Raw genomic sequence first — 14,424 nt, forward strand, 5'->3', positions numbered from 1 at the left:
CACCTCGCCGCGTTGTCGGAACGCCCGAATACATCCGGTATGCGGACGTGCCTCCGCCTTGCGATGCACCGCATCTGACGCCGCGCACTGATCCACCAGGGATTACGGGACAGCCCTTAGCCCGGTGTCACCAATCTCGCCTCGTAGGCGAACACCGCCGCCTGGGTGCGGTCCCGCAGGCCCAGCTTGACCAGGATCCGGCTCACGTGGGTCTTGATGGTCGACTCGGCCACCACCAGCCGGCCGGCTATCTCCAGGTTCGACAGGCCCTGCGCGATCAGGACGAGTACCTCCGTCTCCCGCTCGGTCAGGTCGCCGTAGGCCGCCTGCGCCGTCAGGGACAGCCGCGGGGTGTCGGACAGCTTCGAGAACTCCGTGATCAGGCGCTTGGTGACGGACGGGGCCAGCAGGGCCTCGCCCGCCGCCACCACCCGGACCCCGTCGGCCAGCTGGCGTGCCGACGCGTCCTTCAGCAGGAAGCCCGAGGCGCCCGCGCGCAGTGCCTGGTAGACGTACTCGTCCAGGTCGAACGTCGTCAGCACCAGGACCTTCGCCGCGCCGTCCGCCGCCACGATCTCCCGCGTCGCCTCGATGCCGTTCAGTTCGGGCATGCGGATGTCCATGAGCACCACGTCCGGCGTCAGTTCACGGACCCGGTCGACCGCCTCCCGGCCGTTGACCGCCTCGCCCACGACCTCGATGTCCGGCATCGCGTTCAGCAGGACCGAGAATCCCTCGCGCACCATCATCTGGTCGTCGGCGATCAGCACTCGAATCGTCATCTTCCACTCTCACTCGCGGCGCGGCCGGCGGGCACCGGCAGGAACACGGTCACCTCGTAGCCGCCCGCAGGCGTCGGCTCCGCCGTCATCTCGCCGTTCAGCATGCTCACCCTCTCCCGCATCCCCGTGATGCCGTGGCCGGCGCCGGGAGAGGGCTTGATCAGGGACGGGTTCGGCGGTGCGCCGTTGACTATCCGTAGCCCGAGGCCGCCCAGCACATAGCCGATCTCCACGTCGGCGCTCGCGCCGGGAGCGTGCCGCAGTGTGTTGCTCAGGGCCTCCTGGACTATCCGGTACGCCGACAGCTCCACGCCCTGCGGCAGCTCGCGCACCGCGCCGGTGACCGTCTTCTCCACGTCCAGGCCCGTGGCCCGCACGTTGGCGAGCAGCCCGTCCAGTTCGGCGAGCGTGGGCTGCGGGGCGTCGGGGACCTCGTAGTCCTCGGCGCGGACCACGCCCAGGACCCGGCGCAGCTCCGTGAGGGCCGCCACCGCGTTCTCCCGGATGGTGGCGAAGGCGTTCTCCAGCTCCGGCGGAGGGTTCTGCACCCGGTAGGGGGCGGCCTCCGCCTGGATGGCGACCACCGACATGTGGTGGGCGACGACGTCGTGCAGTTCGCGGGCGATCGTGGTGCGCTCCTCCAGCAGAGTGCGGCGGGAGCGCTCGTGCGCGGTCACCGTCTGCTGGGCCGTCACCTTCTCCTCGGCCTGCCGGCGGATGTGCCAGACGGTGACGGCGAGCAGGAGGATCGCGGAGAACACCAGCATGGGGGCGGTGTTCGTGTAGTAGTGGTCCCAGCTGAAGACGGTCTCGGCGATGAAGCCGTAGGCCGCTGTCAGCATCCACATCCACGCCGCCGTGCGCGGCCGGGTGCGTATCGCCACGACCGTCAGGACGACCAGGTGGGCGGTGAAGCTGCCCGGCAGCCAGGGCCACTCGCCGTAGGTCGTGCCGACGACGGCGACGACCGTGGTCGCCGCGAGCGACAGCCAGAACGCGCCGACCGGCCGTACCAGCGTCAGCAGCACCGGGACCAGCGCGAGCAGGCCCGTCAGCAGACCCAGACCGCCGCCCTGGTCGTCCACCCAGGCGATCAGCATCGCCAGGCCGCCGGCCGCCCCGACCAGCGCGTGCCGGGACCAGGTCGCGTACTCCCGCCTTCGGCCCTTCAGGCCGCGCAGGAGGCGCCCGCTGGGCTCCCTGCGGGGCAGCGGGCGGTAGGCGAAGGCATCGTGGAAGAGGTCCTCCCGCAAGCCGCGCAGGGCGTCCACGGCCGCCCGGAACTCCGGGCTGCGCGGCCGGTAGGCCTCGTAGGAGTCGTCCGGGTCGTCCGGGCGCGTGGGGTGCGTCTGCGTCGTGTCGGTCACGTTCAGAACGGTAGGCGGAGGAAGGGGCCCCGGTCGTCACCAGTGAGAGGGGTTCCGGTGGCTCCCTCTCAAGTACTACGGGTCGGCCGGGGCGCGACGGGGCCGCCGCCGGGGAGCCGCCGCTCAGTACCCCGCGGGTCTCACCAGCCCCGACTCGTAGGCGAACACCGCCGCCTGGGTGCGGTCCCGCAGGCCCAGTTTCACCAGGATGCGGCCCACGTGTGTCTTCACGGTCTGCTCGGCGACGAAGAGATGGTCGGCGATCTCCGCGTTGGACAACCCCTGCGCGATCAGGGTGAGCACCTCCGTCTCGCGCTCGGTGAGGTCCCCGACGCGCTCCTTCAGCGGGGCTCTGGGCCTGCCGTCGAGGCGGGAGAACTCGGCGATCAGCTTGCGGGTGATGACGGGGGCGAGCAGGGCGTCGCCGGCCGCCACCACGCGGACCGCCTCGGCGAGCTGGTCCGCGGACGCGTCCTTGAGCAGGAACCCCGACGCCCCGGCCCGCAGCGCGTCGTACACGTACTCGTCGAGATCGAAGGTGGTGAGCACCAGCACCTTGATATGGGGGTGTGTGAGGGTGATCCGGTGCGTGGCGTCGATGCCGCCGAGCTCGGGCATGCGGATGTCCATCAGGACGACGTCCGGATCGAGTTCGGCGACCTTCGCGACGGCGTCCAGACCGTGCACCGCCTGGCCGATCACCTCGATGCCGGGATGGGCGTTGAGCAGCACGGTGAAGCCCTGCCTGACCATCTGCTGGTCGTCGGCGATCAGTACGCGGATGGTGTCGGCGGTCGTCATCGGTTTCCCTCTGCTGTCGGGGGCCGGGGGCGCCGGCCGGGCATGTGGTCCGGATCGTCCGGGAAGACGAGTTCGAGGCCGTCGAGGGTGCCCGGATCGGCGCCGTGGTCCCGGTCGCCGGAGGTGTCCGAGCCGTCGCGGGGGATCGCCGCGCCGTCCCTCGGAAGGAACGCCGACACCGCGAAACCGCCGTGCAGGGTCGGGTACGCGCTGACATGGCCGCCCAGCATCACCGCCCGCTCACGCATCCCGAGCAACCCGTGCCCCGCACCGGGGGACGACGGCACGGGCCTGCGCGGGCGGGAGTTGGTGACCTCCAGGTGCAGACCCCGCTCGTGGTGGGCGACCTCCACCCGCACCTGGGAACCCGGAGCGTGCCGCAGGGCGTTGCTGAGGGCCTCCTGCACTATCCGGTACGCCGACAGCTGCACGCCCGGCGGATACGCCGGCGCCTCGCCCTCGACCTCGGCCACCACGTCCAGTCCCGCGGCGCGGGTGTTCTCCAGGAGGGCGTCGAGCCGGTCCAGCGTGGGCTGCGGCGTGTCCGGGGCGGCTCCGGCGCCGGCCGCGCCGAGGCCGTAGGGGTCCTCGGGGTTCTCCGAGCGCAGCACCCCGAGCACCCGGCGCAGTTCGGCGAGCGCCTCCACGGCGTTCTGCCGGATCCCGGCGAGGTTCTCCTTCAGCTCCTCGGACGGGTTCTCCACCAGGTACGGGGCGACCTGGGCCTGGATGGAGATCACCGACATGTGATGGGCCACGACGTCGTGCAGTTCGCGCGCGATCCGGTTGCGCTCCTCGAGGACGGTGCGGCGGGCACGCTCCTCCGCGGTGAGCGTCTCCTGCTCGACGAGCCGGGTGCGGGCCTCCCGGCGGCCGCGCAGGGCGCTGCCGAGGAGCACCACGACCGCGAACACGATCACCGCCGCCGGACCGGACGGCGCGTAGTGGGCAGCGCCGATGAGCCCTTCCACGACGTAGGTGATCAGCGCGGTCATGCCCAGAGCCGCGACGGACGCGCGGGTGGGCAGGCGCAGCGACAACAGGAGCAGCACCATGGCGTGGGCGATCAGACCGGGCACGCCCCACGGCCAGGAGGCGTCGGGCTCGGCCTGGCCCGCCAGCAGTGGGGAACGGGCGCCGAGGGCCACGACCACCGTGACCGTCATCGAAAGCCACCACGCGGGGACCGGCCGCCACAGGGCCAGCACCACGGCCGCGCCCTGCGCGGTGGCGCAGAACAGACCGTAGTTCGCGCCCTGCCGGTACTCGTCGGTGATCTGCGCCGCGCCCGCCAGGGCGACACCGACGCCGACCAGGATCACATGCCAGTGCGGCAGGCGGCGCAGCAGCACGAACGGCGGCAACGGCGCCAACCGGGTCGTCCACAGATCGTCCCGCAGCGCCCGCAGACCCCTGGCCAGCCACTCCCCCATGCCGTTCATCCGCACCACCCTAGACACGCCGCGTCCCCCGCGACCCCGGTGTTTTCCGGAGGTGTCCGACGCGCACCACGCGGGACCCGCCCCGCTCCCTCGGCGCACGCCGCCCTCCCCCGCTCTCGTAGCCGTGGAACGCCGCCCGGCAGACGCCCAGCACGAGGGCGAAGACCGGCAGCCACAGCAGCCGGGCCGCCGCCCAGCCCAGCCCGTCGGGGACGGTGTGCAGGCCGGGCAGACGGCCCGCGAACAGGCCCGTCGCGGTGGTCGCCATCATGGCCGTCTGGTGCCAGAGGAACACCGTCATGGCCGACAGGTTGACCAGCGCCACCCCCGCCCAGACGAGGGGCCCGCGCATCACCCGGCGCAGCCGGTCCCGCAGCAGCAGTGCCGCTCCGCACTGGGCGAGCCCGAAGGTGACGGCGGCCAGCGTCGGCGGGTTGAGGTTGGAGACCGCCGCGCCCGGCACGCCCACCATCGAAGCCGGGTAGCCGGCCCAGCCGACGAGCAGCGCGGTCGCCGCCACCCCGCCGACCAGGAGGAGCCGGCCCGCGCGGGGCCGCTCCAGCTCGCCCCTGGTCCAGGCCGCGCCCAGGGTGTACGGCACCAGCCAGCCCGCCATCACGTTCACCCAGCCCAGCCAGGACGGGCCGCCCAGGCCGAAGCGCACCAGGTCCACATGGAGGACGACGGCCAGCGGCCACAGCGGGTTGAGCCGCGCCAGCAGCGGGGTCGCGGTCGTCAGCACGGCGAAGACCAGCAGGAACCACAGGGGGGACAACGCCAGTTTGACCACGGTGTGCACGGTGACGAAGGACGCGCCGCCGAGCAGGAGACCGGCCGCGGCCACCGTCCACACCCCCAGCAGGGCGGCCACCGGGACGAACAGCCGTGTCAGCCTGGTGCTCAGCCAGGCGCCGTAGGTCCCGCCCCGTGCGCGGGCCGAGGCCAGGCTGCGGGTGGCCACATGACCGCCCACCATGAAGAACACCGCGAGGGTCTGGAACATCCAGGACACCGGCGCCAGCCAGGGCATGGGCCCCAGCGGGCTGGCGGCCCGCAGTGTGGCGCCGTCGGCGACGAGCGCCGTCACCAGCCAGTGGCCGAGGACGACACCGAGGATCGCCAGGGCGCGCAGGGCGTCCACGGCCCGGTCGCGCCGTGGGGGCGTGGCGGCGTCGATCCGGGTGGCGGCCCGCCGGATGCCGAACAGCATCCGCCGCAGCGCTCCGCGCTCCGCCGCCCCACGCGCGGGTGATTCGTGCACTGGTGATCCGTGCACTGGTGCTTCGTGTGCGGGTGACCCGCACGCCCGTGACTCGTGCGCCGCTGACCCGTGCGCCCGTGTCCCATGTCCGCGAGCCCGTTCCTGTTCCCGCCCCTCGGGCGCCCCCGCCCGAGGCACTCCCGCGTCACGGACCTGCGGCTCACGCGCCTCCGTCTCACGCTCTCGTGTCTCACGCTCCCGTGTCTCACGCACCGGTGACCTCCGAGGTCCGGCCGAGGACGATCCGGGCGATGTTGGCCAGGGAGACCGAGCCCGGCTTGAAGTAGTCGCTGTGGCCGCCGGCGCCGGCCGCGAAGACATGGGCGCCGAACGACGGGGACAGGGGATCGGTGCCGAAGCCGACCGTCGTGCCGAACAGGTCGGCGCTGACGTGCGGGACGTCCGCCACCCAGTCGTCGGCGCCCCGGGCCGCCCAGACCAGCGCGCGGGTGCGCAGGTCCGCCGCCGACTCCGCGCCCGTGCCCGGGCTGCCGAGGAGGACGAGATCCGTCACCTCCAGGTGCGGGGCGGCGCGGCCGCACACGACGGAGCCGTACGAGTGGCAGAGCAGGGTGACACGGGACCCCGGCCCGGTGACGGCGCTCAGCTCGCGCAGGAACTCCCGCAGGTCCGGGGCCGCTTCGTCGGCGCGGTCCGGGGTGATCGCGGTGGTGCTGATCGTGCCGGGGGTGGTGTAGCCGAGCCAGGCCACCACCGCCGTACGCGGCGCCGTGGCCTCCCGGGTGAGCCGCCCGTGCAGTGCGGCCGCTCCCGCGCGGAAGCGTTCGTAGGTGTCCAGGGAGGTGTCGGAGCCCGGCACGAGAACGGCGACACGGTCGGCGTGGGCGAGGTCTCCGAACACCTCGACCGCCCGGCCGGCACCCCGGCCGTCGAAGGAGAGCAGTCTCCGCGACGGGGCGGCCAGCGCCCGGTCCGCGGCGGCGCGGTGGCGGTCCCCGTGGGCGGCGGCCATCCGGGACGCCAGCGCGGCGTTGGCCCGGTTGGCGGCGTACGCCTCCTCCAGCGTCGCCGCCGTCAGCGGGGCGAGGGTGGCGGGGGCCGGGGCCGGGATGGGTGGCCGGGCCGCCGCCGTGAGGGGGACGACCACGGCGGCGGTGACGAGGACGGCCAGCACGGCGCGGACCCCGCGCCGCCCCCGGGACGTTCCCCTTTCACGGCGCTGTTCCCGCGCCGTTTCCCCTTCCCCGCGCCGCTCCTGGAGTGCCGCACCCGCGTCGCGCCGCCCCTGCCGCGTCTCCTCCGTACGACGCCGTCGCCCGCGAGTACGAACCTCCGTCATCCCGCCCCTCCCCCGCCAGTACGCCCGGCCATCGGGCCTTGCTGGCTTGGAAGTTACGGATCGGCGCGCGTCGTTCGCGTCCCGCTGAGGGAGTCATCTCCGACGTAGCTCTCAGGTACTACGGGTACGACAACCAAGGGTTGCTCCGGGGAGGCAACGGAAGAAGAAACAGGGGCGCCAGGGATCAGTCACTGTCCCGACCGTCAAGCCTGTCACCCCTCTCCGGGCTGTCACCACGCCAGTTGTGCGATCTCCTCCGCGACCACCGCGCACGCGTCCGCCGCCGGGTCGATCAAAGGGAAGTGGCCGACGTCCTCCAGGAGGGTCAGGCCCACCACCTCTCCCGCCTTCGCCGCCGCGTCCGCGTACGCCTCGGCGACCGCCTGCGGGACGACCAGGTCGGTGCGGCCCTGGACCAGGGTCGTCGCGACGCCGGTGGGCAACAGCAGGGCGGGGTCGGCGTACGGTCGTCGCTCCTCGAACTGCTCTCTGCCGCCCAGGAGTTGCTCGGCCGCTCCGCCGCACACATCCAGCTTCCCGGCGACCTCGAAGTCGGCGATCGGAGCCAGCGCCACGACGCCCCGCAGTGAGGCCGAGTCCCTGGTGCGCCAAGGCGTGCCGGCGGGCAGCACATGCCGGGCCGCCGCCCACAGGGCGAGGTGGCCGCCGGCCGAGTGACCGGCGAGCACCGTGCGGCGCGCGTCGGCCTGCGGTACGGCTTCCCGGGCCAGGGCGGGCAGCGCGTCGAGGGCCGCGGCGATGTCGTCGAAGGTCTCCGGCCACCGCCCGGCGACCGGGGACGCCCCTTCCGGGGCCGGGCTCCCGGCCCCCCGCCGGTACTCCACGTTGGCCACGGCGAACCCGCGCTGGGCCAGGAAGTCCGCGAAGGGTGTGATGTGCCTCCGGTCGTACGGCGCCCGCCAGGCCCCGCCGTGCAGCACGACGACGAGCGGGACGGATCCTCCCGGACCCACCTGCGCTCGCGGGACGTAGAAGTCGATCACCTGGTCGGGGTGATCTCCGTACGCCGTGATGACGTCGGGCTCGACGGGCGGATGCGCGAAGGCCGACGCCTCCTCGGCGGCGGCCCGGGCTGCGACAACGTCGTCGGGCATGCTCCAACCTCTCAGCGGCGATGGGGGTACCTCCCAGGCTTTCGGCACTGGGGGAGGATGTGGCGGACCAGGAGGAACTTCGGCCGTTGGCCGGGACGGTATCAGGACCGTGACGTGCGCGGACACGCGGATGTCACGCTCGGTGAGAGGCCACCGGTCCAGATGAACGGTTCTGCTGTTCCGCCGCCCCGGCAGGCCCGCCCGCCGGAGATCCCCCTGGGCGTACCCCTAGGTACGACCAGGAGACCCGCCCGGTTCACCGACCGGGTCGGTCCGCCGGATCAGCGCAGTTCCTCCGCCAGCACCCGCGCCGCCCGCTCGACGTCCGCGAACCCGACGTACAGCGGGGTGAAGCCGAAGCGGAGGACGTCCGGGCGGCGGAAGTCACCCACGATGCCGCGCCCGATCAGCCGTGCCATGACCTCGCCGGCGTCCTCGCAGCGCAGCGCCACCTGGCTGCCGCGCTCCTCGTGACGCGGCGGAGTGAGCGACTCGACCCGTCCCTCGGGGACGTACGCGGCGACGCATTCCAGGAAGAAGTCAGTCAGCGCCAGCGACTTCGCCCGAACCGCCTCGACCGGGACCCCGTCCCAGACCTCGAGTGCCGCCTCCAGGGCGAGCATGGACAGGATGTCCGGGGTGCCGACCCGGCCCCGCCGCGCACCGCTCGCCGGTTCGTACGTCTCGCGCATGCCGAAGGGTTCGGCGTGCGAGTTCCAGCCGGGCAGCGGCGAGTCGAACCGGTCCTGGAGGCCGCGGCGGACGTACAGGTACGCCGGTGAACCCGGGCCGCCGTTCAGGTACTTGTAGGTGCAGCCGACCGCGAGGTCCACGCCGTGCTCGTCGAGACCGACGGGCAGGGCCCCGGCACTGTGGCACAGGTCCCAGACGGCGATCGCGCCCGCCGCGTGCACGGCGGCGGTGAGCGACGGCAGGTCGTGCAGTCGCCCGGTGCGGTAGTCGACGTGGTTGAGCAGGACGGCGGCCGTACGCTCCGACAGCGCCGCCGGCACCTCTCCCGGTGTCACCGGGCGCAGGGTGTGGCCGGTGAGGCGGGCCGCGGACTCGGCGATGTAACCGTCCGTGGGGAACGTCGTCGCGTCGACGAGGATCTCGTCCCGGCCGCCGTCCACCAGGCGTACCGCGCCCACCAGCGCCTTGAAGACGTTGACGCTGGTCGAGTCGCCGACCACGATCTGCCCGGCCGCCGCACCCACCAGCGGGGCGATCAGGTCGCCGATCCGCTCGGGCGCGGTCCACCAGCCGCTCTCGTCCCAGGAACGGATCCGCAGCGCGCCCCACTGGCGCCGTACGACGTCCTCGACGTGACCGGGGACGGACCGGGGCAGCGCGCCCAGCGAGTTCCCGTCGAGGTAGACACCGTCGTCGAGGAGGAACTGGGCACGCTTGCAGGCCAGTTCGTCGCCGCCGTCCAACTCCTTCGCCTTGACGGCGAGTTGCTCGAACCCGAGACGCTCAGACATGGGACCTGGCCGTCCACAGCTCCGGGAACACGTTCTTCTGCGCGCGCTTCTCCAGCCAGGCCACGCCGGCCGAGCCGCCCGTGCCGGCCTTCGCGCCCATCGCGCGGCGGGTGGCGACGAGATGATCGTTGCGCCAGCGCCAGACCAGCTCGGCGACGTCCGTCAACGCCTCGCCGAGGCGCGCGATCTCGTCACCCTCGTCGCCCGAGTACACGTCCGTCCAGACCGCCTCGACCTCCGCCGAGGGCTCGTAGCGCCGCGAGACGTCACGCTCCAGGACGGACGCCGGGATCGCGTGACCGCGCCGGGCCAGCAGCCGCAGCACCTCGTCGTAGAGGCTCGGCTCGTGCAGCGCCTTCTCCAGCTCCGCGTGCACGCGGGGCGCGCCCCGGTGCGGGACCAGCATGGACGCCGACTTGTCGCCGAGCAGGAACTCCATGCGGCGGTACATCGCCGACTGGAAGCCCGAGCCCTCGCCGAGCGCGGAGCGGTACGAGTTGAACTGGGCCGGGGTCAGCTGCCCGAGCGGCCTCCAGGACGCGTTGAGGGCGTCCAGCTCACGGACGGAACGCTTCAGCGCGTCGACCGCCACCGGAATCCGGTCCTGGCGGAGCGCCTGCGCGGCGGTCTCCCACTCGTGCACGATGACCGTGAACCACAGCTCCATCACCTGGGTCGTGACCAGGAAGACCATCTCTCCGGGATCGTCGGAGAGGGTGTGCTGGAGGTGGGTGAGCACGTCCGCCTTGACGTAGTCCTCGTACGGCGTGGTGCCGGCGAAGTCGAGATGCGGGGTCTCGGGCTCCGAAGCCTCTTGGGGCTGAGCCTGCTGGGACATCGCTGTCTCCTGTTGTACTCCGGGTAGCGGTCCGCCCCTGCCGTTACCGACACGGGGGCCCCGGTCCCCACCGGCACATAGTGCGCAATGCCGACCCGTAAACGCAAGGCCCGCCTGGGTCACACCGGACGGGCCTCGGAAGAACACACAGGTGAACGGCTGTCCCACGGTCTGGGCGGCCGTGGGCGAGGAGTCCTTCAGGGACGGGGAGCAGCGCTCCCACGCCTCCTGCTCGCCGATCGCCCGCGCGGCCGAGGAGGCCGGGTCCCCAGCCGCACCGGGACCCGGCTCCGTTCGTCAGCTGAGCACCGGCTCGATGTCCGCCGGATCGAAGATCGGCCCGTCGGACGCGGGCTTGATGATGACCGTGCGGAAGACACCGTGCGGAAGACCTCGAGGACGGCGGCGTGCTGCTGCTCGATCACCGGCTTCTCCCACCGCTCTCGACGTCCCGGACGCCCGTCCCCGAGTGGCAGACTGCTTGCATGACGACGCACAAGAACCTGCTCGGCGGCCCGGACCCGACCTACCTGCCGGAGAACGAAGAGGCGTACCGCCTGCTGGGCGAGGAGTCCCAGGCGCCGGCCGAGGTCGCGGCTAAGCACCCCACGTTCTCGCTCGCCTGGGCGATGCTCGCCGACGACGCCTTCGAGGGAGGGCGAGTCGTCGAGTCGTACGCCTACGCCCGCACCGGCTACCACCGCGGCCTGGACTCCCTGCGCCGTGCCGGATGGAAAGGGCATGGCCCCATCCCCTGGGACCACCGCCCCAATCGCGGGTTCCTGCGCTGCCTCGCCGCCCTCGCTCGTGCCGCGGGTGCAATCGACGAGAAGGACGAGACGGAGCGTTGCTGGCAGTTCCTCAAGGACAGCAGCGCCGAGGCGTACACCGAACTGAAGCGGTAGTCACCGAAGTCGACACGGCCGTGCCGCCGTCACCCCGACAGCGACGGCGGCACGTGGTGCAGAAGTGGAACCCTCCCATGTAGCGCCCTTCTCCCGGGGCACCGGGCCGTGGCCCTTCGCGCCGCCCCGGCGCAGGCCGCCCAGGCCGCGGTGGTACCCCGTACGGGCGTACGCGTACGACTCCACGACGCTGCCCCGCTCGAACACGTCGTCAGCGAGCCGGGCCCAGGCCGGCGAGGACGTCGGGTACGCGCGTCGCCCGGTCCGCCGCCTCAGCTCAGGCGGCCCTTCGTCCGCTGCCCCTCCAGCGGGGGCGCCAGGACACTGCCGTGCGTCCTGCACTCCGGCCGGCGGCAGTCCGGGGCCGGGCGGCGCACCGTCGTGAAGGCGACGACCGCGCCCAGCGCGAGCACCCCCGCGCACAGCACCATCGCCCGCCGGAAGGCGTCGTCGAAGGCCGTGGCCGAGCGGTACGCCTCCTCACTCATGCCGGTCAGCAGCGGCAGCGCGGCCACGGCCACGAGTCCCGCCACGCGGGCCGCCGCGTTGTTGACGCCGCTGGCCACGCCGGCCCGGGCGACGTCCACGGAGGCCAGGACCGTCGCGGTGAGCGGCGCGACCAGCGCGACCATCCCGCAGCCCAGGACCAGGACGGCGGGCAGCACGTCGGCGGCGTAGGACGCGCCGGGACCGACCCGCAGCATCAGGAGCATCCCCGCGGCGCACAGCAGCGGGCCGACGGTGAGCGGGATCCGCGGTCCGATGCGCTCGGCCAGTGCGCCGGAGCGGGCGGACAGCAGCAGCATCAGCACGGTCGTCGGCAGCAGCGCCGTACCGGCGCCGAGCGCGGACCAGCCGACCACGACCTGGAGCTGGACCGCGGACAGGAAGAAGAACCCGCCGAAGGCGGCGTACACGCACAGAGTGACCAGGTTGACGGCCGTGAACTGGCGGGAGGCGAAGATGTCGAGCGGCAGCATCGGGTCCGGGTGGCGGCGCTCCACCGCCACGAAGGCCACCCCGGCCGCCACTCCCGCGACGGCCGCTCCCGTGACGACCCCTACGGGTCCGCTCGGGGCCTCGATCAGCGCGTAGGTGACGAGGGCGAGCGCCAGCGCGCCGAGGAAGGCGCCCAGCACGTCGAAGCGGCCCCCCGGACGTCCGTGCGGATCGCCTTTCGCGCTCCGGGCGGCATGGGCGGCCGCGGCGACCTCGGTCGTGCTCGATGCCGCCTCGTCGGTCTCGCCGATCGCGGCGGAGGGGGCGGGGCGTCCGTCCGACTCCGGTACGTGCCGCAGGGCCACCGGCACGCACACCACCGCCAGCGGCAGGTTCAGCAGGAACACCCACCGCCATCCCGGGCCGTCCACCAGCCAGCCGCCCAGGAACGGCCCGACGGCCGCCCCTATGCCACCGAACCCCGACCACAGGCCCACCGCGCGCCCCCGGTCGTCGCGGTGGAAGGAGGCCTGGATGAGCGCGAGCGAGCCCGGTGTGAGGAGCGCGCCGCCGACGCCCTGCAACGCGCGCGCGGCGATCAGCACCCCGGCGTTCGGAGCGAGTCCGCACAGCAGCGAGGCGGCGGCGAACCACACCACCCCGACCACGAACACCTTGCGCCGCCCGTAGTGGTCCCCCAGGGAGCCGCCGAGCAGGATCAGCCCGGCCAGCGTCAGCAGATACGCGTTGACGGTCCACTGGAGGACGGCCAGGTCGGCGTCCAGGTCGCGGCCGATACGCGGGAGGGCGACGTTGACGACGGTCGAGTCCAGCAGGGCCATGCTGGAACCGAGAACGGTGGTGAGCAGGATCCACCTGCCCTGCGGCGAGGCCAACCGGACGTCAGGCATGCCCCCAGGTATACAGCGAGCCCGGCGCCGTAGACAGACGCCGGGCTCACCCGTACCCGTAGTACCTCCGAGGCGTCCCGGAGGAGCCCTCAGGGGTTACTTGATCTTCTGGCCCGCCGAACGCAGGTGCTGCGCCGCCTCGAGGACCCGCGCGGCCATGCCGGCCTCGGCCAGCTTGCCCCAGGTCCGCGGGTCGTAGGTCTTCTTGGAGCCGACCTCGCCGTCGACCTTCAGGACGCCGTCGTAGTTGCGGAACATGTGGTCGGCGACGGGACGCGTGAAGGCGTACTGCGTGTCCGTGTCGATGTTCATCTTGACGACGCCGTTCTCCAGCGCGGTCGCGATCTCCTCCGGGGTGGAGCCGGAGCCGCCGTGGAAGACGAAGTCGAACGGCTTGGAGCCGGCCGGCTTGCCGTACTTCGCGGCGATGCCCTCGTTCAGCTCCTTGAGCAGGTCGGGGCGGAGCACGACGTTGCCCGGCTTGTACACGCCGTGGACGTTGCCGAAGGACGCGGCCAGCAGGTAGCGGCCCTTCTCGCCCAGGCCCAGCGCCTCGACGGTGCGCACCGCGTCATCGACCGTGGTGTACAGCGAGTCGTTGATCTCGTGCGAGACGCCGTCCTCCTCGCCGCCCGTCGGGGTGATCTCCACCTCGAGGATGATCTTCGCGGCGGCGGCGCGGGCGAGCAGCTCCTGCGCCACGGCGAGGTTGTCGGCGAGGGTCTCGGCCGAGCCGTCCCACATGTGGGACTGGAAGAGCGGGTTGCGACCGGCCTTCACGCGCTCCTCGGAGATCGCGAGCAGCGGGCGGACGAACCCGTCGAGCTTGTCCTTCGGGCAGTGGTCCGTGTGCAGCGCGATGGTGACCGGGTACTTCTCGGCGACGATGTGCGCGAACTCGGCGAGGGCCAGCGCGCCCGTCACCATGTCCTTGCTGTACTGGCCGCCGGCGAACTCGGCGCCACCCGTCGTGATCTGGACGATGCCGTCGCTCTCCGCCTCCGCGAAGCCGCGCAGTGCCGCGTGCAGGGTCTGGCTCGAGGTCACGTTGATGGCCGGGTAGGCGAACTTGCCTGCCTTCGCCCGGTCGAGCATCTCGTTGTAGACCTCGGGGGTTGCGATGGGCATCTGTCCGCTCCTTGGTATCTGCGGGTTGGCGATCTGTCGATCTGCGTACTACGGCCCTGACCTAGACCTGGGGTGCGACGTCATCGTCGGCCCCATCTTTCCAGACCTGGGCGAATGGTCCATGCCTGGTCCACACCCCGGTCAAGTGCAG

The 14,424-nt window shown here is 72.6% G+C and carries 12 protein-coding genes and 1 pseudogene; 1 reads left to right on the plus strand and 12 read right to left on the minus strand.

All coding sequences use genetic code 11. The features are described from left to right. Positions 1-116: 116 nt before the first annotated feature. From OHS71_RS19615 to OHS71_RS19655, 9 genes are all read right to left on the minus strand, one after another. Positions 117-782 (minus strand): response regulator transcription factor, encoded by a 666-nt coding sequence (locus OHS71_RS19615; protein ID WP_328480676.1) that lies wholly within the window; start codon positions 780-782, stop codon positions 117-119. After that, complete coding sequence (locus OHS71_RS19620; protein WP_328480677.1) at positions 779-2,149, minus strand: sensor histidine kinase; 1,371 nt, start codon at positions 2,147-2,149, stop codon at positions 779-781. The genes OHS71_RS19615 and OHS71_RS19620 overlap by 4 nt, the downstream gene beginning before the upstream one ends. 123 nt (positions 2,150-2,272) lie before the next feature. Further along, positions 2,273-2,950 (minus strand): response regulator transcription factor, encoded by a 678-nt coding sequence (locus OHS71_RS19625; protein ID WP_328480678.1) that lies wholly within the window; start codon positions 2,948-2,950, stop codon positions 2,273-2,275. Next, entirely contained in the window at positions 2,947-4,392 is a 1,446-nt protein-coding gene (locus tag OHS71_RS19630; RefSeq protein ID WP_328480679.1) for a sensor histidine kinase, read from the minus strand. Before OHS71_RS19630 ends, OHS71_RS19625 begins: the two co-directional genes overlap by 4 nt. Before the next feature lie 10 nt (positions 4,393-4,402). Next, positions 4,403-5,602 (minus strand): acyltransferase family protein, encoded by a 1,200-nt coding sequence (locus OHS71_RS19635; RefSeq protein ID WP_328484570.1) that lies wholly within the window; start codon positions 5,600-5,602, stop codon positions 4,403-4,405. 256 nt (positions 5,603-5,858) lie between these two features. Further along, the gene (locus OHS71_RS19640; protein ID WP_328480680.1) at positions 5,859-6,953 is read right to left on the minus strand and encodes an alpha/beta hydrolase; all 1,095 of its coding nucleotides are present in this window, start codon (positions 6,951-6,953) and stop codon (positions 5,859-5,861) included. Positions 6,954-7,183: 230 nt separating this feature from the next. Beyond that, on the minus strand, positions 7,184-8,068 hold the full coding sequence (locus OHS71_RS19645) for an alpha/beta hydrolase (RefSeq protein ID WP_328480681.1): 885 nt from the start codon (positions 8,066-8,068) through the stop codon (positions 7,184-7,186). 281 nt (positions 8,069-8,349) lie between these two features. Continuing rightward, positions 8,350-9,552 carry a kynureninase gene (gene kynU / locus OHS71_RS19650; RefSeq protein WP_328480682.1) on the minus strand — a complete coding sequence of 401 codons (1,203 nt, stop codon included), beginning with the start codon at positions 9,550-9,552 and terminating at the stop codon, positions 8,350-8,352. After that, a complete protein-coding gene (locus tag OHS71_RS19655; protein WP_328480683.1) occupies positions 9,545-10,390 on the minus strand; it encodes a tryptophan 2,3-dioxygenase family protein in 846 nt (281 codons plus the stop codon). Before OHS71_RS19655 ends, kynU begins: the two co-directional genes overlap by 8 nt. A 485-nt stretch (positions 10,391-10,875) precedes the next feature. On the opposite strand from OHS71_RS19655, the gene OHS71_RS19660 reads away from it, so the two are divergent. Beyond that, on the plus strand, positions 10,876-11,295 hold the full coding sequence (locus OHS71_RS19660; RefSeq protein ID WP_328480684.1) for a DUF3151 domain-containing protein: 420 nt from the start codon (positions 10,876-10,878) through the stop codon (positions 11,293-11,295). Between the two features lie 90 nt (positions 11,296-11,385). Here the strand turns inward: OHS71_RS19660 and OHS71_RS41355 are convergent. The 3 genes and pseudogenes from OHS71_RS41355 to fbaA all read right to left on the minus strand — a co-directional run. After that, positions 11,386-11,652: pseudogene (locus OHS71_RS41355) on the minus strand (DUF3151 family protein); the annotation flags it as partial. Further along, positions 11,568-13,145 carry an MFS transporter gene (locus OHS71_RS19670; RefSeq protein ID WP_328480685.1) on the minus strand — a complete coding sequence of 526 codons (1,578 nt, stop codon included), beginning with the start codon at positions 13,143-13,145 and terminating at the stop codon, positions 11,568-11,570. The gene OHS71_RS19670 and the pseudogene OHS71_RS41355, both read right to left, overlap by 85 nt. Before the next feature lie 96 nt (positions 13,146-13,241). Continuing rightward, the gene (gene fbaA / locus OHS71_RS19675) at positions 13,242-14,273 is read right to left on the minus strand and encodes a class II fructose-bisphosphate aldolase (RefSeq protein WP_328480686.1); all 1,032 of its coding nucleotides are present in this window, start codon (positions 14,271-14,273) and stop codon (positions 13,242-13,244) included. Between the last annotated feature and the right edge of the window lie 151 nt (positions 14,274-14,424).

Source organism: Streptomyces sp. NBC_00377 (genome assembly GCF_036075115.1).
In the GTDB taxonomy this organism is placed as follows: Bacteria; Actinomycetota; Actinomycetes; order Streptomycetales; family Streptomycetaceae; genus Streptomyces.

Coding starts and splice junctions, on each gene's coding strand:
- OHS71_RS19655 (WP_328480683.1), bottom strand. CDS start 10,390: ATGTCCCAGCAGGCTCAGCCCCAAGAGGCTTCGGAGCCCGAGACCCCG.
- OHS71_RS19645 (WP_328480681.1), bottom strand. CDS start 8,068: ATGCCCGACGACGTTGTCGCAGCCCGGGCCGCCGCCGAGGAGGCGTCG.
- OHS71_RS19670 (WP_328480685.1), bottom strand. CDS start 13,145: ATGCCTGACGTCCGGTTGGCCTCGCCGCAGGGCAGGTGGATCCTGCTC.
- kynU (WP_328480682.1), bottom strand. CDS start 9,552: ATGTCTGAGCGTCTCGGGTTCGAGCAACTCGCCGTCAAGGCGAAGGAG.
- fbaA (WP_328480686.1), bottom strand. CDS start 14,273: ATGCCCATCGCAACCCCCGAGGTCTACAACGAGATGCTCGACCGGGCG.
- OHS71_RS19640 (WP_328480680.1), bottom strand. CDS start 6,953: ATGACGGAGGTTCGTACTCGCGGGCGACGGCGTCGTACGGAGGAGACG.
- OHS71_RS19615 (WP_328480676.1), bottom strand. CDS start 782: ATGACGATTCGAGTGCTGATCGCCGACGACCAGATGATGGTGCGCGAG.
- OHS71_RS19630 (WP_328480679.1), bottom strand. CDS start 4,392: ATGAACGGCATGGGGGAGTGGCTGGCCAGGGGTCTGCGGGCGCTGCGG.
- OHS71_RS19635 (WP_328484570.1), bottom strand. CDS start 5,602: ATGCTGTTCGGCATCCGGCGGGCCGCCACCCGGATCGACGCCGCCACG.
- OHS71_RS19625 (WP_328480678.1), bottom strand. CDS start 2,950: ATGACGACCGCCGACACCATCCGCGTACTGATCGCCGACGACCAGCAG.
- OHS71_RS19660 (WP_328480684.1), top strand. CDS start 10,876: ATGACGACGCACAAGAACCTGCTCGGCGGCCCGGACCCGACCTACCTG.